A 17,154-nucleotide genomic window follows, 5' to 3' on the forward strand; every position below is an offset into this window, starting at 1 on the left:
GCCTGCTAGGAGTCCGCAGGCGGTTCCTGCAGGCGGGCAGCCTGGTTCTGCAGGGCTGCCACCATTGCCTGTGTCTGAGCGGAAGGGTGCGGCCGGGTCACGGTGACGGTCGCGCGGCGGGGCCAGTAGGTGTCGGTGACGGCCACGGCCCGTACGCCCGTCGGCAGGGCCGGTAGGGCCAGGTCGGGGATGACCGTGATGCCCAGTCCGGCCGCGACCAGGCTGAGGCGTGTCGACCAGCTGCGCGCGGTGTGGGCGATGTGGGGGTCCGACAGTGTCGGCCAGGCTCCGAACTGCGGCTCACCCGCCGCGCCGTCCCCGGCGATCCAGTGTTCCTGGGCCAGGTCCGGTACGGTGACGCCGGCGTGGCCCGCGAACCGGTGCGTGTCCGGGACGACCACCAGAAGATCGCCTTGGAGCACGGTGGTCTGCCGGAGGTCGCTCAGGTCGTAGTCGGGCAGGCCGTGGCCGACCCCGATGACGGCCATGTCCAGCCGGCCCATCCGCAGCCGCCGGAGCAGGGCGGGCGTAGCGGCCTCCTCCAGGAGCACGGCGAGACCTGGATGGCCGGAGGTCACCTGCGCCATCGCTCGCGGGACCAATGCCATGGCGGCGGTGGGGTAGGCGCCGATCGTGAGACGCCCCGCGAGCCGGTCGCGCAAGCCGGCGAGCTCCAGCTCGGTCGCCGCCACGCCGGCGAGAACCTCCGTCGCGCGGCGGACGAGCACCTGGCCTGCCGGTGTGAGCGCGACGCCGCGTCGTGTGCGGTCGAAGATCGGCGCTCCGGCTGCCGCCTCCATGGCAGCGACCTGGCGGGAGACGCCCGACTGTGTGTAGCCGAGCATCTCGGCGGCCCGGGTGAACGATCCCGCGGTGGCGACCTGGTGAACGACGCGGAAGCCAGTGAGGGTGAACTCTGCCATGACCCGAACCTAACATGCGGTTCCGTCATGCGAGTGGTGCCGAATCATCGTTTGACCGCATGGCTGGGGGCGGGCAGGCTGGTGGCATGACCCAGCAATTCACTCGTGACGAACTCGTGGCACGCCTGGTCCGGGCCGGCGAACTGGAGGTGTCGGGCGAGGATCCGGACGAGGCGGCGACGTACTTCGACACCGAGGAGTTCCGCTTCCACGGGCCGGACGGCTTCGAGTCCGACTTCGCCGGGCTCAACGACTACTTCGCGTCGGTGCGCGAGGCATTCGACGACCGGTCGATACGGCGCGGCATCGTGGTGGCCGAAGGTGACCACGTGGCCTGCCAGACGTGGATCGAAGGCACATTCGCCCGTGAGTTCACCCAGTCACCGGTCGGCCCGCTGCCGCCCAACGGCAGACGCGTCGTGTTCGACCTGATCAACATCTTCCGCTTCGACGACCGGGGACGCCTTGTCGAGGAGTGGGTGCGCGTCGACAATCGCGGAGTCTTGCGCCAGCTGGACGCGTAAGGAAGGTATTAGCCGGACGGCCACCGAGGGGGGTGAGACCGTCGGCGACGTCGCACAGCATAAGTAAGAACGCCGCCCCGCAGTTCGGAACAGCGGAACAGCAGCAGCGACTAATGTCAGGAGCATGTGGCAAGGGGGGAACCGCTGTGATCAGTGAGCCGGAGATGTCGGATGACCCGGGCGGCGACCTACCCGGCGATCTGCTGAGCAACTCCGACGGACCTGGTACCGGGCCCACCGTGGTCCGCGAACCCCGGCCGTGGCTGTGGGCGGTCGGCGGAATCGCAGTGGCTTCGGCGGTGTGGGCGGCGGTCATGCACGGGACCGGCGGCACGACGCCGGACCTGCACGGCTACCACCTGAGCGGCAACCCGTGCAGCGGCGACGTTCTCAAGCCTCTCAAGGATGCCGTGGGCAGGCGGGACTTCGTCACGTCCGGCGCAACCGTGAGCAGGGGACCTGCGCTGGACAAGCTGTCGTGCGTCCTGACCACCGCGTCGTCGGCCGGCGACGGATGGGCAACCACCTACGACATCAGCGTCAGCGTGGAACTCCACAAGAAGACCGACCCCCGCGCCGAGTTCGAGAACACCCGCCACGCCCGGGTCTCCAACCTCCCCGGCTACGACGCGGGCAGCGACCCCGCGATCGCCATCGCCGAGAGCGGTTTCACCTCCGCCGCCGACGTGCACCCCGTGACCGGCGTCGGAGACGAGGGATACCTGCTGACACCCTCCGCCCCCGGCCAGACGCTTGAAGTCCTCCACGGCGGCGCCGTACTCACCCTCCAGGTCACCGGTTACACCCAGTGGAACGGCACCAACGAGTCCCCGACGGACTCCGGCGACCCGCCGGAGGAGCCCGACCTCACCCATCTCCGCCCAGCCATGACCACGGCCATGCGCCACTTGATGACGTCCCTGGCCTCCTGACGCGGCTGTCGCCCCGTGCGTCACCTGCGAAGAGCAGTGCAGCTGCGCCGGTGTCCCGCCCGGACCGGCTCCGGAACCATTCGCCCCGCCGCCGCCCCGACGGTCTCCCCGTCACACCCGCCCTCCTCCTCCAACGCAGCCAGGCTGAGCCTACTCAACTAGAGAAACCCGCCCGGTCAGAGCACTGGACGCACGCTCCACCAGCGGTCGGCCGCAACGCCCTTGCGGATTCCTGGTCGCGCGGCCGGCCTGTCACTGCGCATCGGTATGCTCCCCGTTCGCGGGCGCCCTGGTCCGCTGGGCCGATGGGAGCGGAATGACGCCGAAGACACCTGGCTCTCGGGCTGCGGCCGAGGTGAGAGCCTGCCGCAACAACGTGGCCGTCGGCCGGCTTTCGCACGCTGCCCACCATCTCGGCCAGGCACTCTCCCATGATCCGACCTTCGCGTCCGCCTATGCCGCGCTCAGTGACCTCGCCGAGGCCGCCGGGTCGTCCGATGCGGCGCGCGACCTGTTCAAGGGCGACGGCACCACGGTCTTCTCCGGGAACGCGGCGGCGATCATCGTGTTGATCGCCGGAGAGGGCCGGGCAGCCGACGCCGTCGAACTGCTCGGGTCCCTGGTGGCCGCTCAACCCGAGAGGCCGTGGGCCGCCGCGCCCTGGTTCAGCCCGGAACTCGCCGCCTCTCTGCCGCTGATATCCATCGGCAAAGCTGTAACGGCTGTCTGGCAAGCCATCGACAACCCGGCGCCGCCCGAGACGATGATGCCGCTGGCACCATGGCTGGCGCTGGCCCGAATAGCCGCGGAGCGCCGGGACGCCGACGCCGACCTCCTGTGCGCCCTCTCCGCGTTGGCCAGACGGCTCGGGGCGTACCCGGAGGCGATCGCGTGGTGCGAATTGGCCGAGAAGACCGAACGTGCCACGGGCAGTACGACGCAGCTCACCCTGATCATGCTCGGCTACGCCCACCGCGACGGCGGACAGCCTGAGCAGGCGATCGACGCCTGGACGCGCGCCACCGCGCTGCGGCCCACGAACGCCGATCTCCTGCTCGACCTCGTGGACATCACGTACGACCAGGGCGACTTCGACCAGTCGCTGAGCTGGGCCGAGCGCGCGGCGGCAGCCGACCGTTCGGGGGTCAAGGCCCGGGCGGCACTCCTCGCGGCCCGATACCGAGCGAGCAGGCAGGCCCACGAGGGCGGCGACGTAGCCCAGCTGACCGCGCTCATCGAACTCGCACTGGCACATCCGGACGAGTCCTACCTCGCCATGTGCGTATCGCGTGCCTGCCACGACGCGACCTGGCTCCAGACCGTCCCCCCGCCGACCGAAGCCGTCACCCTGACCTTCGGTCACCTGACCGAGATCGAGGAGTCAGGGCAGGGGAAGGTCACCGGTGTCAGGTCACACGCGACGTCCCTCGAAGCACCGACCCCGACGTCCCTCCTTCACACGCGCTTCCCCCGGTCCACGCTCGCGGTGCCGGAACCGTCCGACCCCGACCCGCGCATCCCCGTCCGTACGGAATTCGGTCCGCCGCTGTGGACCTACCGCGGCACCGAGGCCACCGCGACCGTGCCACCGCCCTCACCGGAGGCCGTCGACCTCGTCCACCACGTCGCATCCGGCGTCTGGGCCGACCCCCTGACCGCCTTCGACCGGGCCTCGGCTTTCACGACCCTGGACTCGGCCGATCTCCTGGGGCTGCTCGCCCATATGCCACCGCCACGCGAACCGTCATGGGTGAACCTCCAGCGCGAACACCCGCTGTACTGGGAGCGGTTCGCCCAGGCGTGGGTGTGCCTCGGCATCCTCCACCACCATGTGGAAGAGCCGTGGCCCCGGTCCACCCGGCGCACCCTGCTGCTGCGCCTGCTGTTCGGACCCGAGGACTGGACCGTCGACGCCGCCGCGTTCGCCCTGTGCGTCGAGGCCTGGCGCAATCCCGGCCGGCGCGCCGAAATCGCGGACGCCGTCTCGCGACGCTACCTCCACGCCGCCCAAGCAGTCGGCCGGCGGCCGACCGCGCTGCACGACCCCCTCGCGCACGTCGTATTGATCTGCCCAGGCATCGATCCCAAGACAGTGCGCCTGGCTCGAAAGACCCTCGCCGCCCGGCAAGGCTCGGCGGTCGTGGACGATACGGAGCAGCCCCGTACGTCGATGCTCCGCAAATGGGCCCGTCGCAAGGAAAGATAGAGGGGCAGCCGCAGGAAGTGCCGTTGATGCCGCAGCAATTCGCTCGGGATACTCACCCGGTGACCGACGACGACCGTCGCCGAGGTGCAGCGCGTGATGGAGAGGTGGGCCCGGACCGGCGAGGCGGCGGGAGGTCGCTACTTCTGGTGCTCGGACGGGCTGATCGTTCGCGAAGCCGGCATCGCCAACATGACCGCGGCGATCAGCGGCGCACTCGACGAAGGCGACTTCGAGCAGATTCTCCAGCCGGTGGACGACGGCGAGTGATCGCCCCACGACTGCCGTGTGGGTGCCCAGGCCATCCGCCGCGTCGGCGCCGAGCTACTGGTCTTCCGCCCCCGGCCGGTAGTTCGGATTCGGCTGGAACGCGCCGGAGATCTTCCCGCGTGCGTTGACCTGCCACGCTCCGATGATGGCCTCAGACGGTACGTCCCCGTTCGGATCGTCGACCATGTCCCCGTCGATCTCGTAGACCCAGCCCCCGGGATTGGCCTTGGCTTCGTCGACCAACTCAGGCGGGACGTCGCGTTACCCGGCCCGCTTCCTGCTGAACATCCCCATGCCCTACCCCTCCCTAAGCGTCTGCCCGGCCGCATCGGTGCCGCCCCCGGCGTACTCATCGCGGAACTGCTCGTCGGCGACCAGCAGCGCCAGCAGTTCATCCAGGCGTGTGCCGACGCCTGGGGGGCGCAGGACGCCATTCCGAAGCCGGGGGCGAACATCCTGTGGACATCTTCTCAGCGACCGAAGGGAACATCGCACTGTACGAGGACGACGCGGCACAGCGGGTCACCGAGGCCGCGTTCGAACTCCAGGACCTCGTCGGGCAGTGCGTCGCATTGGACGTGTAACCGGCATGACCGGGCCGGCGTGCCGGATCGCTCGTCCTGCGCGGACTTCGGACGCATGGCCGTCCTGACGACAACGGACTCCTTGGCAACCTGTGTCCCGCACCAGCCGACGGCCGTTGCCAAGACCGTGCCTCCCCCGGCGACCACGTGACCCGTGTGTCGTAGCCCTGTGGTGGGGTGAAGTCGAAGGGTGGACGACGAGGGGTGGGGACGATGGGTGAGCATGGGGCTTGGCGGCCTTTTCTGAAGCAGTGGAGTGAGGAGTGGGTCGCTGCGCACGATCCGGATCAGGACGGGCCGCTCGCGGAGGAGGTCGTACGGGACGCCTGGCTCGGGTTCGCGCCGGCGAGCGAGGCCGAGGTCGCTGCGGCCGAGGCTCGGCTCGGGCGCCGACTGCCGCCTTCACTGCGGGAGTTCCTGCTCGTCACCAACGGGTGGCGGGATGCGGGGAACTTCATCTACCGACTGGCGGGAACCACGGAACTGGAGTGGCTGCGGGACACCGACGACCGCAACTGGATCGAAGTCTGGGAAGACCTCACGGAAGACAACATCGAGGAAGACGATGACGGCGAGGAAGCCTTTGGCGTCCAGGAGGCGAAGGTCCTCGCGCGTTCCCTGCGTCTTTCTCTCGAGGGTGACGCCGCGGTCATGTTGCTCGACCCGGACGACGTGGACGAGGACGGCGAGTGGGCAGGGTACTGGCTCGCCTCCTGGTCCGGCGAGGGGCCGGAGCGGTACGGATCGTTCCACGACCTCATGCGCCGGCAGTGGGTGTCCTTCCACGCCTTGCGCAAGCCACCGGGTGCCACTCGGGACCACTGGGACGCGGAAGTCGAGCGGGCCCGAGGTGAGGCGCTGGCCGGGGCGGTGAGCGAACCGCTCGCCACGTTCGCCCAGGCGTACGAGTACGGACGCGAGCGCGCCGATGTCCTGAGCGCGCAGATGAAAGCGATGCTCGGCGACTGGCCCCGGATCATCGCGAGCCTGCTGTGGTACAGCCCGACGAAGGACGACCTCCTTCTCAGCCCGCTGTTCGCCACGGAGCTCCTCCCGCTGCTGGTTCGGCACGACCGGCTCGCCCACCCTCACGACCTGCGGCCCCTACCGCGGCTCAAGGAGTACGCGCCCGAACCGGTACGAACGCTCATCGCCGACTACGAGGCCCGGACGGAAGAACCAGGCTTCCGGCTCACCTTCGGCGGCGGCCCCGACTTCGACGCGGCCGTGCACGCCGTCATCGACCCTCTCGCCTTGCACCCGGCCGTTCCAGATCCCCGACCAACCGACAAAGCCTGGCCCGAACTCCGGGCGGCGCTGCGCCTGTGGCGCCCGGAGTGCGAGGACCACGTCGCCCCGGTATCCCTGCTCGCCGACCCTGTCCTGGCCCAACTGATCACCCAGGCCCGCGGGCACGAGATCCTGGCCACGCCCCGGGGTACGGGCCCCGGCGTCATGTAGGGCTGATTCGGGGTGCCCCGGTCGGAAGAGAGTCCGGGGCGGAGGTCACGGTAGCCAGCGGCCGGCCTGCTGGCGGGTGACGCGTTCGGCGTCCACGTGCCACAGGCGGTTCTTGCCGTCCCACCGGGCACCGATGGTTCGCTTCGCCTCGTCCTTCTCCGCGAAGGGGACGTTCAGGTAGAGGCGTCCTGCGACGACCGCACCCGGGCGGACACCCTCGGCACTCGATTCCGCAGACGGGGCGGCAGGGGTGGCGGCGTGGGGTTTCCAGGCGGTCCGATCCTTGCGGGCGCGGCCGACGACGCGGCCGACACGTGCACAGGATGTCGGGTCGGTGAGCCGCATCATCAGGTCCGTCGGGCCGATGTTCGCCAGGAGGTTGAGTGAGCCGTGCCAGAGGACGGTGTCGTCGAGGATGAGGACCTTCTCGTGCATGCGCTCGCGGAAGTCCACCTCGCAGCCGGCCGACCGTAGTTCGTCGATCTGTTGCTGGTGGCGGATCACGGCGGCGGTGTCGCGCTGTTCCTCAGCTGGGCGGGTATGGACGACGACGCGTATTCCCGCGGCGGTGCGTGCGGCGAGCTGCGCCGACCACTTGGCCACGGGCTTCGGGTCCAGGAAGGCGCAGTAGATCTCGATACTGGTGCCGGCGTGCGCGATGTCCCACTCGACGGCCCGGTACACCTCGTCTGCTGGGAAGAACGCCGGGCGGGCGAGTTCTTCCTCGGACAACCCGCCGAGCTGCGCGGCGCCGCGGGTCGGTACGAGCTGGTCGGCGGACATCAGCTGGGCGTGTGCCCCGAGGTGGTCGAGCATGCGCATGGCTTCGCTGTGGGGAGGCAGGTGCCGCCTCAGGTGGTCGGCGTCGGCGACGACGACAAGGTGGTCCTGGGCCCGGCTCAGTGCGACGTTGAGCAGGCGGCAGGTCTGCGAGTCGAGGCCCGTGCCCTGGTAGAAGTAGCCCGGATGTCTCCCGGCGCCCGCGACGGTGTCCATGACGACAACCGGGCGCTGGCTGCCTTGAAAACGATGAATGGTGTCGACCAGGCCTTCGTACTCCTGGCCGAAGCGGTACTTCAGACTCCCCTGGAGCGCACGGACCTGGGCACGGTAGGGGGCGATCACCCCGAGGCGGTCGGTGGCGCGCTCGCCTCGTACGATCTCGTCCGAGTCCCATTTACGGCCCGGGAGTACCCCCTCGTACTGCAGGCCGCGCACGATCTCGTGGACGACGGCCTCGTTGACGGTGTTGGTCTTGTGGTCGGAGCCGGGGATGCGCTGCTCGGAGGTGTCGACGAGGATCACGGGCGCGTCGATCAGGCCGTTGAACGGGATGCTGCTGCGATCCTGGCGGCCGGTGGCGAGTCGGGCGTCCGGGTAGGCGACCGTGTTGACGAGATCGCAGATCGGGGCCCGCATGCGGTACTGGGTGTCGAGGGCTACGAGACGGGAGTCCGGACGCACCCGGCCGCCGGGGTCCACCAGACCAGCCGCATGGAAGGGATCCCGGGCAGCCCAGTGCCGCGAGTGCCCGCGCTCCGCCTCCGTCGACTCGGGGTCGCTGTCGCCTTTGATCACCGCAGGCAGTTGGCGGAAGTCCCCAGCGACGACCACGCGCTTGCCCGCGAGTCCGGCGGCCAGCCAGGCGGCGGGCAGACTTACCATCCCGGCCTCGTCCATGACGACGACATCGACCTGGTCGAGAAGCTTGCGGGCCTGGATGGCCTTGGCAACGGTCGCACCCATGACACGGCATTTGGCCCGCACGGTGTCCTGCATCGTCCTGCGCTGCTTGTCGAGTCCGTCGATCCGCTCTTGGAGCTGCTCGGCCTGCTGGGCGAGCACAGGCCGGGGCGACGCCCCTGCGAGCCGCGCGCGGGCGGTGGCTGCCCGATCCTGCAGGTCCTCGATGGCGACGGCGGTCCGGCGAGCACGAAGCGTGCTGTCGGCGGCAAGCCGCCGTGCTGCCGCTGCGGCGGTGTCGGCGCGGGTGATGTCGTCCTGGAGCTCAGCCAGTTGGGCCTCCCTGCGCTTGGCGAAAATGCCTTTGGGCACGCCCATCTGGAGGATTTTCGAGCGGAGCCGGGACGCCTCCGCCTCTGCTCCCAGTTGCTCCGCCTCGGCAGCCTTCGCAGCCTGTGCGTCTACGGCACGTGTGGCACGGGCTCCGGTGAGCTTTTCCTCGATCGACGCAGCCTCGTCATGGAGGGCGATGACGGCGCGTGTTCCGGACAGAGCGTGTGCGGCCTCGGTCAGCGCGGCATCCAGCCGGGCCGACATACGGGCCGTGATCCGAGCCGTGTCGACCTGCTCGCCATAGCGCTCGTTCAGCGAGGGAAGTTCGATGGCGCCCGCACGCTGCACCAGACCGTCGGTGAAACCGGGTTCGGCGCGCATGAGATCGCAGACGCGTTCCAGCGCCTGGTCGACGGCCACCTTCGTCGGGGCAACGAACAGGACTTTGAGGCCCTGTCTTACGCTGCCCTCGATGATGTGGCCGACCACATCGGTCTTGCCCGTACCCGGCGGTCCCCAGAGGAACAGGACCTGACTCCCCAGGGCCTGTTCCACGGCCTGGCGCTGGCGTGCGTTGAGGTTGAGCCCGGACCAGCCGGCGACCCACCGAGCGGGGTCGGGAACCCGGGCGTTGCGGGGACTGCCCTGCCCGAGTATCCAGCCGGCGCTCTCCAGCCGCACGGTGCTGTTCGGCGTACCGACCGTTTCAAGACTCCGAGCCATGGCGGCCCAGCTCTCGGCGTCGTCCCTGCGCAGTTGGGCGCTGGTCACCGAGAGCCCCCATTCGGGTCCGGTGACCACGACCCGGATCTTGCCGTCGGGCATGCGGGACACCTCGGCCGGCGTCCACGGGCCGCGGGCTTGTGAGGGGCGGATCAGGACCTTGGCGCCGTCCAGCACCGGATTCCACTTGCGGCAGGTGAAGACGTACTCGGTTCGTCCTCCCCCGGTGGTGACCCGGCGCCCCGAGCCGAGCGAGACCTTCTCCGCGTCCATGCCGTCGCTCCGCCGCTCGGCGGCGATCTCCGACCGAACCGCCGCGAGCAGTTGGGGCACCGGAAACGGCTGCTCGACCTGCGCCATACGCGTGCTCCCCCAAGATGTCCGCGACGAGTCGCACGACTCTACGTGCCGCCCGGGACCGGGCACCGCAATCCGGCCACGCCCGCGCCATGCCTCGTCGCCGGTCAGCCCCGGCACGCGCATCGCTTATCACGCCCGGGGGCCGGTGCGTTGGCCGGTCGGGCGGGTTGGCATAATGCGAGCCGCTTCGACGGGGACACTGGTCCCTCGGAGGCTTCGCGGGTTTGGGCCCGCAGCGAGTGGGGGTCCGAGCCGGGCGTCCCTCGTCGATTTCCCTGGGGAGGGACACCCGTGATTTCCAAGCGCGCCGTCACCGCTGCCGCCGTGGCCGGAACCGCTGCCGTATTTCTGGCCTCTGGCAGCGCCTACGCCTGCAGCATCGGCGACTTCACCGCGAAGGCGTCCTGCGACACCAGCACGGGCACGGCCAAGGCCGCCATCACCGTCACGGACACGGACCCCTCCGGCACGCCCGCGGACATCACCGTGCGGATCAGGATGGCGAGCGGGTTCGACGGCGAGACCGTCGGCACCGGGCACATCGACCACTTCACCACGGGGCAGGCGACCACCACGATCCTCGTGCCGTGGATGCAGGGCTACCAGTGGAACGTCTCGGTCACGGCGGGCAGCCTCGCCGACGAGCGGCTGACGGAACTGCCGATCTCCCCGGACACCGCGTGCGTGCCCGACGCCTCCCCGTCGGGCGGCACTCCGACAGCGACCAGCCCGGCCCCCGCGGCGTCGCCGACCTCCCCGGCCGCCGTCGCGCCGGTGTCCTCGACGTCCGCGGCCCCTTCGGCGTCCGCGTCCTCGAACGGTGCGGGGACCCAACTCGCCTCCACCGGCGGCGGGAGCAACACCGGTCTCATCGCCGGGTCGGCCGCCGCGGTGGTCGCCGCCGGCGGAGCCGTGCTGTTCGCGGTGCGCCGCCGCACGGCAGCCGGACGGCACTGACGGCGAGCCCGCGCAGGGCCGACGTCACCCCGCCGGCCTGCCTGCTCAAGAAGTGGCGACCGGGCCCACGTACGTGCCGGGGTGGGTGGCGCCGTCCTGGCGCAGGACGCTGCCGCCCGGCCAGGTGAGGGTGACCGGGGTGGTCTCGTCGGGCGGGGTGACGACGAGGCTCTTCGCCTTGAACTCCACTCCGGAGCCAGCCTCCCAGGGGAGGTAGGTCACCGTGAAGCTCGCGCGGGCGCCGGGCTTGAGGGTTACGGCGGAGCTGGACGCGGAGGAGCGGACGAGGGACCAGGTGTCCGCGGCCTTGAGGTCCACGCCCGGGAAGCCCTTGACCGTGCAGGTCCTTCCGCTGGTGTTCGTCATCACGACCTGAAGGTGCTGCTGGTCGTCCGAACTGCTGTAGCCCTGGCTCCCGTTGCCGAAGGAGAACCTCAACCCGGCTGTGTGGCAGCGGCCGGTGACGGCGGCTGCGGGTTTGCCGTTGCCGCCCGCGGACGACGCCTTCGCGCCGGCCGCGCCGGGCTTCGCGTCGACCGCGTCCGTCGGGTCCGTCGGGTCCGACGTGCCCGGTGCGTCCGTGGCGGTCGCGGCCCCGGGGGCGCTCGCGCTCGGCGTCGTGGAGGCCGGCGGCTTCGCCGACGTGGATGATCCCGCGTCGCAGGCAGCGAGGCCGACAGACGCAACGAGGGCGGCTGCGGCGACAGCGGCAGTGCACAGGGCACGAGACACGGTTTCTCCCGGTGATCGAACGTGGTGGCGACGTGGTGATCAGTATCGAGGGGAGCGTGCAACAGCCGTGTCACTGCGGCATCCGGGCTGAACGACAGTTCCGGAGCGCGTTGTTACACACCGATCCGGTTTCCGCGGAACCGCGGCACGGACGCCGCCGACGCGCCTGCCCCCGGGCTCACCCCAGCCCCCCAGCGGCCAGGGCCGGCCGACAGACGGGCGTCCGCACCGTCCGTCGAGCCGCCCGTCGAGCCGAAAAGCGCTGCGCGCCCGAGGCTCCCGTACGCGAGGGCGCTGCCGGTTCCTGGACGACCTGGTGGCACGGGCTGACCCGCCGGCAGCGTGAGACCGAGGTCAGGACGGACGCGGACGCGGACTGGCGGCTGCTGGACTGGCTCAACCTCTTCGACCCCGGCGGGGCGGCCGACAGCCGCAGCTGGCGCTGGTGGGACGGCGGGACCAGCGGCCGTGGCACCGGCTGGGTCTCCGGTACGGCACCGACGGGCACCCCTACGGAGGCCGCCCCGCCCTGCGCCGGCTGATCGAAGCCGCGGGCGGCTACGACGTCGACCTTCCCTGAGCGGCTGATCCCGGCGTCGCCCGCGCCCACGCCTGCCGCGCCCTGCGCGGAATGCGACGGTACGAGCACGGACCGTCGCCACCCGCACGAGGCCGCGGCAGTGGCGTACCTCACGAAAACGCGACAAATGGAACCCCTGTCTCCGCTTGTCCGTATGAACCCACGACGACGATCGGGAGAGGCGGGCAGGGTCCGGCATGGGCGAGGCATGGGGCGGTGACCGGCGCCCGGGTGAGACAGGGCGGACGGAGAGCGGGCCGTCACTGGAGAAGCACGCGCCGTCACCGGAGAAGCGCATGCCGTCGCCGGAGCAGGCGGGCCCTGACGAGCGCGAGGGCAGGCTGGGACTGAGCGTGCCGCAGGTGGCCGGGAGCGCGGTCGCCGCGGTGGTGGCCGCCAAGCTCGCGTCCAATCTCGGGGTCTACGGGACCATCGTCGGCGCGGGTGTCGTCAGCGTTCTGGGAACGTGCGGCGGGTCGATACTCCAGCACGTCTTCCGGCGCACCGGTCGGCACGTGCAGGTGGTCGCCGTCCAGGCCCGGCCGACCATCCGCCGGGTCCGGCCACGCACGGACGCCCCGGACCGTACGCGGCCGCTCCCGGCGACCGGCCACGAAGCCACCCACCACCCGGCGGACAGGAATCCCGCGACGGGCACCACCCCCGGCCCCGGCCCCCTTCCCGACGGCTACGGTGCGCCCACCTCCTACCGGGCAGGCCGGCGCAGGAACTGGAAGCGGCCCGTCGTCGGCCTCGTGATCGCCTTCGGGCTGACCATGGGCGGGATCACCGGCTACGAGGCCGTCGCCGGCGAGAACATCAGCGGCCACGGGCACGGTACGACCATCGGCAACGCCGTCACCGGGCACAGCTCGCCGCACTCGGGCGGAACCAAGCCCACACCCACGCCCGACCCCTCCGACACGTCCGGCACATCGGGTACGACCGGCACATCGGGTACGACCGGCGAGGGCGGCACCACCACCCCGCAGCGCCACAACGGCGGCAAGTGGCCCAGCCCGCACACCACCCCCTCGACCCCGCAGCCCAGCACCCCGCAGACGCCGGCGAACCCCGCCGGCCCGACGTCCGCCCCGCCGACCCCCGCCCCGAGCCAGAGCCCGACCCCCAACCCGGGTCAGAGCGACGGCAGCGTGACACCGTAGGCACCCCGCGCGCCGGGGCACCCGCGAGGCGCACAGGAAACGCATAGGGATATCCCTACCGCTGCCCGCCGGGCCTTACCGGCGGGCAGCGGGCGTGCTCAGCTTCCTTTACGGCAGTGGCACTTGCCGGCTCATCCCCCCACCTCCGAGAGGACCGATGAGTAGATGAGGAAACGACTTCTCTCCCTGATGGCCGGCGCGGGCGCGGCCGGGCTCGCCCTCGCGGTGAGCCTGGGCGTGGCCGGGACGGCGGGCGCCACCGGCGCCGGAGCCCCGGCCCGGGCCGCGGCTTGCGCGCCCGCGCAGGTGGTCGGCAACGGCGGCTTCGAGAGCGGGACTTCGCCGTGGACGGCGTCGAGCGGGGTGATCACGAGCGGCGGCGGGCAGAGCGCGCACAGCGGGAGCGCGTTCGCATGGCTGAACGGCTACGGGTCCAGCCATACGGACACGCTCAGCCAGTCGGTGGCGATACCGGCGGGGTGCAGCGCCGCGTCGCTGACCGTGTGGGTGCATGTCGACACCGCCGAGACGACGACCACGACGGCGTACGACAAGCTCACCGTGAAGCTCGGCAGCGGCACGCTGGCGACGTACTCGAACCTCAACGCGGGGACGGGGTACGTGCAGCGGACGTTCGACGTGTCGGCGTACCTCGGGCAGAACGTGAGCCTCGCCTTCAGCGGCACCGAGGACTCCGGGCTGCAGACCAGCTTCGTGCTCGACGACGTGTCGCTGACCACCTCGGGGGACGGCACCCCGCCGCCCACCACACCGCCGCCGACCACACCGCCGCCCACGACTCCGCCGCCCGCGGACTCCACCCGGACACCGGCCGCGCCCGGTTACACCGTCAGCCTCTCCAGCGACGCGACCGGCGTCACCTGGACCGGGCACGAGAGCGTGACCTTCACCAACGCCTCGCCGTCGCCGCTGGGTGACGTCTATCTGCGGCTGTGGGACAACTACCACGGCTCGTGCCCGACGACGCCGATCACCGTCACCAATGTGTCGGGCGGCACCGCGGGTGCGCTGTCGGTCGGTTGCACGGCGCTGGACATCACGCTGCCCGCGCCACTGGCCCAAGGCCAGTCGGGCACGGTCGGGTTCGACCTGAGGATCGTGGTGCCCAGCGGGGCCGACCGGTTCGGGCGGGACGGGGCGTTCAGCTTCATCGGCAACGCGCTGCCGCTGCTGGCGATCAGGGACGGGGCCGGGTGGCACCTGGACCCGTACACCAACAACGGCGAGTCGTTCTACTCGCTGGCCGCGGACTTCCGGGTCACCCTCGACCACCCGACGGGCCTCCAAGTGCCCGCCACCGGTACGTCGGTGGACACACCGGGGGCCTCCGGCCGTACGGTCACCACGGCCACCGCCACCAAGGTGCGGGACTTCGCCTGGGCCGCGGGCGCCTTCAGCAAGGTGTCGGGTACGTCGCCGGCCGGTGTGAAGGTCAACGTCTACGCGGTCAGCGGGATCAGCTCGGCGAACGCCCAGTCGATGCTCACCACGTCGATCTCGGCGGTCGACGCGCACGCCGGGCGGTTCGGGGCCTACCCGTACGCGGAGGTGGACGCCGTGCTGGACAACAACTTCTGGTTCGGCGGGATGGAATACCCGGGCTTCGTCCTGGACCTGGTGGACAGCACCGCGCTCACCCACGAGCTGGGGCACCAGTGGTGGTACGGCATCGTCGGCGACGACGAGTACAACAACCCGTGGCTGGACGAGTCCTTCGCGGACTACTCCACGGACCTCGCGCTCGGCAAGACGGGGACGAACTGCTGGAGCAGCGTCTCGTGGGCGTCGTCGAGCGAGAAGATCACCAACTCGATGGCGTACTGGGACGCGCACTCGTCGCGCTACTCCACGGTGGTGTACGGGTACGGGAAGTGCGCGCTGCACGATCTGCGGCGGCTCATCGGTGACAGCGCGATGACGTCGCTGCTGCGGAGTTACGCGCAGGCGCACTGGTACGGGGTGTCCACGACCGCCGAGTTCAAGGCGGCGGCGCAGGCGGCGACGTCGACCGACCTGACGTCGTTCTGGAGCACGCACCGCATCGACGGGTAGCCGTCGGAGGGCGTGGCGGCGGGCGTTCCCCTCGCGGGGAGGCGCCCGCCGCTCGCGTGCGGGAGCGAGGCGGCATTGACCGCGGGGGCGCCACTTCCGACACTGAGATCACCCTCTCAGGTTGGCAGGTGCATGGTCAGTAGCCGGATCGAATCGGGCAGTGCGGACGCGCGGCTCACCGGCCGGAGCGCGCTGCTCACGACCGCCAGGGCCGCGCTCGACGCGGGCGACAGCGTCCTGATCACGGGCGAGCCGGGAATCGGCCGCTCCACGGTGCTGGCCGCCCTGGCGGCGGAACGCGCCGGAAACCTGGTACTGCGGTGCGCGCCGGCGGAGTCCGAACGGCACCTGCCCTTCCTCGGCATGATCGACCTGCTGTCCGAGGTGGGCCCACCGGCGTTCGAGGCGCTGTCGTCCCGTGAACGGACCCTGCTGCGGGCCGCCTTGCACCGCACCGGGGAGGAGGCGCCGCGCGGGCGGTCGTACGGGAGCGCGTACGACGACGTCCTCACGCTGCGGGTGGCCGTGCTCAAGACGCTGGCCGCGCTGTGCGAGCGCTCCCCCGTGCTGCTCGTGCTGGACGACGCACAGTGGCTGGACCGGCCCAGCGCGGAGGCGCTGGCCTTCGTGGCCCGGCGCGCGCGGCGCCTGCCGCTGACCGCGATCGCGGCCGTACGCACCCCCTACGGCCCGGCGTGGGCCTGGAGCGGGAAGGCCCAGGCGCTGTGCCCGGCGCCCGTACTGGCGCTGCCCGTACCGCCGATGACCGCATGCGAGGTCGCGGCGCTGCTCGCCGGGCAGGAGGGGCCTACTCCCTCGGGCGCCCAACTGGCGCGGCTGCACGAGGCGTCGGGGGGAAACCCGCATGCCGCGCTGGAGTTGGCCCGCGCGCTGGCTGAGGAGGGCCGCGCCACCGGGCGTGACCCGGCCGGTCCGCTGCCGATCCCGCCGTCTCTGCGCCGCCTGTTGCTGCGCCGGCTCACCCCGCTGACCTCGCGGGCCCGCCGCACGCTGCTCGCCGCGAGCGCGGCCGCCCGCCCCACCGTGGCGCTGCTGTGCCGGGCCGGCTTCGGCACCGCGTCGGCCGACGTACGCGACGCGGTCCGGCTGGGCGTCGTCGAGCCGTCGCCGACCGGGACCGTACGCTTCACGCAGCCGCTGATGCCGCGGGTCCTCTACGAGGACGCCGACCCGGCCGTACGCCGCCGGGTGCATGCCGCGCTCGCCGGGGCGGCCGACGACCCGGCCGAACGCGCGCACCACCTCGCGTCGTTGACGCCCGGCGGGCAGGCGGAGACCGTCCTGCCACCCACCCCGCTCGACGCCCTGACCGGCACCGAGCACCGGGTCGCCCTGCTCGTCGCCCAGGGCGCCAGCAACCGCGAGATCGCCACCCACCTCACCATCAGCGTCAAGACCGTCGAGGCCGCCCTCACCCGCGCCTACCGCAAACTCGCCGTCCGCTCCCGCGTCTCCCTGGCCCGCGCGGTCATGGCGCGGGGCGAGACGGGGTGAGCGGCGGGCTCGGCACCGCGGCGGCCGGCGGTCCCGCCGGCTCTCTTACGGTCTCCGGCGCGCGGCCGGGTCGAGGCCCGCCCCTCCCCCGGCCGACGGACCGGCCGACGGACCGGCCGTCGGACCGGCCGTCGG

At 71.4% G+C, this 17,154-nt stretch carries 15 protein-coding genes; 11 read left to right on the forward strand and 4 right to left on the reverse strand.

All coding sequences use genetic code 11. The features are described from left to right. Positions 1-5 precede the first annotated feature (5 nt). On the reverse strand, positions 6-923 hold the full coding sequence (locus BUE44_RS07020; RefSeq protein WP_073494928.1) for a LysR family transcriptional regulator: 918 nt from the start codon (positions 921-923) through the stop codon (positions 6-8). An 86-nt stretch (positions 924-1,009) separates the two neighbouring features. On the opposite strand from BUE44_RS07020, the gene BUE44_RS07025 reads away from it, so the two are divergent. From BUE44_RS07025 to BUE44_RS37390, 4 genes are all read left to right on the forward strand, one after another. Beyond that, entirely contained in the window at positions 1,010-1,447 is a 438-nt protein-coding gene (locus tag BUE44_RS07025; protein WP_235001947.1) for an ester cyclase, read from the forward strand. A 164-nt stretch (positions 1,448-1,611) separates the two neighbouring features. Next, positions 1,612-2,379: a hypothetical protein gene (locus BUE44_RS07030; protein WP_143172479.1), complete on the forward strand. Its 768-nt coding sequence runs from the start codon at positions 1,612-1,614 to the stop codon at positions 2,377-2,379. A 316-nt stretch (positions 2,380-2,695) separates the two neighbouring features. Then, entirely contained in the window at positions 2,696-4,585 is a 1,890-nt protein-coding gene (locus tag BUE44_RS37385; protein WP_235001948.1) for a tetratricopeptide repeat protein, read from the forward strand. 93 nt (positions 4,586-4,678) lie between these two features. Continuing rightward, the gene (locus BUE44_RS37390; RefSeq protein WP_159450236.1) at positions 4,679-4,852 is read left to right on the forward strand and encodes a hypothetical protein; all 174 of its coding nucleotides are present in this window, start codon (positions 4,679-4,681) and stop codon (positions 4,850-4,852) included. Between the two features lie 54 nt (positions 4,853-4,906). Here BUE44_RS37390 and BUE44_RS07040 read toward each other — a convergent pair whose 3' ends face one another. Beyond that, a complete protein-coding gene (locus BUE44_RS07040) occupies positions 4,907-5,095 on the reverse strand; it encodes a hypothetical protein (RefSeq protein ID WP_073494937.1) in 189 nt (62 codons plus the stop codon). A 215-nt stretch (positions 5,096-5,310) separates the two neighbouring features. On the opposite strand from BUE44_RS07040, the gene BUE44_RS39205 reads away from it, so the two are divergent. Together BUE44_RS39205 and BUE44_RS07045 are read left to right on the forward strand one after the other, a co-directional pair. After that, positions 5,311-5,436, forward strand: coding sequence for a hypothetical protein (locus BUE44_RS39205; RefSeq protein WP_265737148.1), 126 nt, complete (start codon positions 5,311-5,313; stop codon positions 5,434-5,436). A gap of 213 nt (positions 5,437-5,649) precedes the next feature. Continuing rightward, positions 5,650-6,897 (forward strand): SMI1/KNR4 family protein, encoded by a 1,248-nt coding sequence (locus BUE44_RS07045; RefSeq protein ID WP_235001964.1) that lies wholly within the window; start codon positions 5,650-5,652, stop codon positions 6,895-6,897. A gap of 45 nt (positions 6,898-6,942) precedes the next feature. Here the strand turns inward: BUE44_RS07045 and BUE44_RS07050 are convergent, their stop codons facing one another. Further along, complete coding sequence (locus tag BUE44_RS07050) at positions 6,943-9,738, reverse strand: AAA domain-containing protein (protein WP_159450237.1); 2,796 nt, start codon at positions 9,736-9,738, stop codon at positions 6,943-6,945. Between the two features lie 549 nt (positions 9,739-10,287). Between BUE44_RS07050 and BUE44_RS39495 the strand changes: the two genes are divergently transcribed. Next, entirely contained in the window at positions 10,288-10,953 is a 666-nt protein-coding gene (locus BUE44_RS39495) for an LAETG motif-containing sortase-dependent surface protein (protein ID WP_073494943.1), read from the forward strand. Between the two features lie 45 nt (positions 10,954-10,998). Here the strand turns inward: BUE44_RS39495 and BUE44_RS07060 are convergent, their stop codons facing one another. After that, entirely contained in the window at positions 10,999-11,685 is a 687-nt protein-coding gene (locus BUE44_RS07060) for a DUF4232 domain-containing protein (RefSeq protein ID WP_073494945.1), read from the reverse strand. A gap of 445 nt (positions 11,686-12,130) precedes the next feature. Here BUE44_RS07060 and BUE44_RS39210 point away from each other — a divergent pair, with 445 nt between their 5' ends. From BUE44_RS39210 to BUE44_RS07075, 4 genes are all read left to right on the forward strand, one after another. Next, positions 12,131-12,265: a hypothetical protein gene (locus tag BUE44_RS39210; RefSeq protein WP_265737149.1), complete on the forward strand. Its 135-nt coding sequence runs from the start codon at positions 12,131-12,133 to the stop codon at positions 12,263-12,265. A gap of 296 nt (positions 12,266-12,561) precedes the next feature. Next, positions 12,562-13,431 carry a hypothetical protein gene (locus tag BUE44_RS07065; protein WP_073494947.1) on the forward strand — a complete coding sequence of 290 codons (870 nt, stop codon included), beginning with the start codon at positions 12,562-12,564 and terminating at the stop codon, positions 13,429-13,431. Positions 13,432-13,596: 165 nt separating this feature from the next. Beyond that, on the forward strand, positions 13,597-15,504 hold the full coding sequence (locus tag BUE44_RS07070) for a M1 family aminopeptidase (protein ID WP_073494949.1): 1,908 nt from the start codon (positions 13,597-13,599) through the stop codon (positions 15,502-15,504). Positions 15,505-15,636: 132 nt separating this feature from the next. Then, the gene (locus tag BUE44_RS07075; protein ID WP_073494951.1) at positions 15,637-17,019 is read left to right on the forward strand and encodes a helix-turn-helix transcriptional regulator; all 1,383 of its coding nucleotides are present in this window, start codon (positions 15,637-15,639) and stop codon (positions 17,017-17,019) included. The last annotated feature ends 135 nt before the right edge of the window (positions 17,020-17,154 follow it).

The organism is Actinacidiphila paucisporea (assembly GCF_900142575.1).
GTDB lineage: Bacteria > Actinomycetota > Actinomycetes > Streptomycetales > Streptomycetaceae > Actinacidiphila > Actinacidiphila paucisporea.

Excerpts from the sequence above, each read along its gene's own strand:
- BUE44_RS07025 (WP_235001947.1), top strand. The coding sequence starts at position 1,010 with ATGACCCAGCAATTCACTCGTGACGAACTCGTGGCACGCCTGGTCCGG.
- BUE44_RS07075 (WP_073494951.1), top strand. The coding sequence starts at position 15,637 with ATGGTCAGTAGCCGGATCGAATCGGGCAGTGCGGACGCGCGGCTCACC.
- BUE44_RS07020 (WP_073494928.1), bottom strand. The coding sequence starts at position 923 with ATGGCAGAGTTCACCCTCACTGGCTTCCGCGTCGTTCACCAGGTCGCC.
- BUE44_RS07070 (WP_073494949.1), top strand. The coding sequence starts at position 13,597 with ATGAGGAAACGACTTCTCTCCCTGATGGCCGGCGCGGGCGCGGCCGGG.
- BUE44_RS07030 (WP_143172479.1), top strand. The coding sequence starts at position 1,612 with ATGTCGGATGACCCGGGCGGCGACCTACCCGGCGATCTGCTGAGCAAC.
- BUE44_RS37385 (WP_235001948.1), top strand. The coding sequence starts at position 2,696 with ATGACGCCGAAGACACCTGGCTCTCGGGCTGCGGCCGAGGTGAGAGCC.
- BUE44_RS07045 (WP_235001964.1), top strand. The coding sequence starts at position 5,650 with ATGGGTGAGCATGGGGCTTGGCGGCCTTTTCTGAAGCAGTGGAGTGAG.
- BUE44_RS07050 (WP_159450237.1), bottom strand. The coding sequence starts at position 9,738 with ATGCCCGACGGCAAGATCCGGGTCGTGGTCACCGGACCCGAATGGGGG.
- BUE44_RS07065 (WP_073494947.1), top strand. The coding sequence starts at position 12,562 with ATGCCGTCGCCGGAGCAGGCGGGCCCTGACGAGCGCGAGGGCAGGCTG.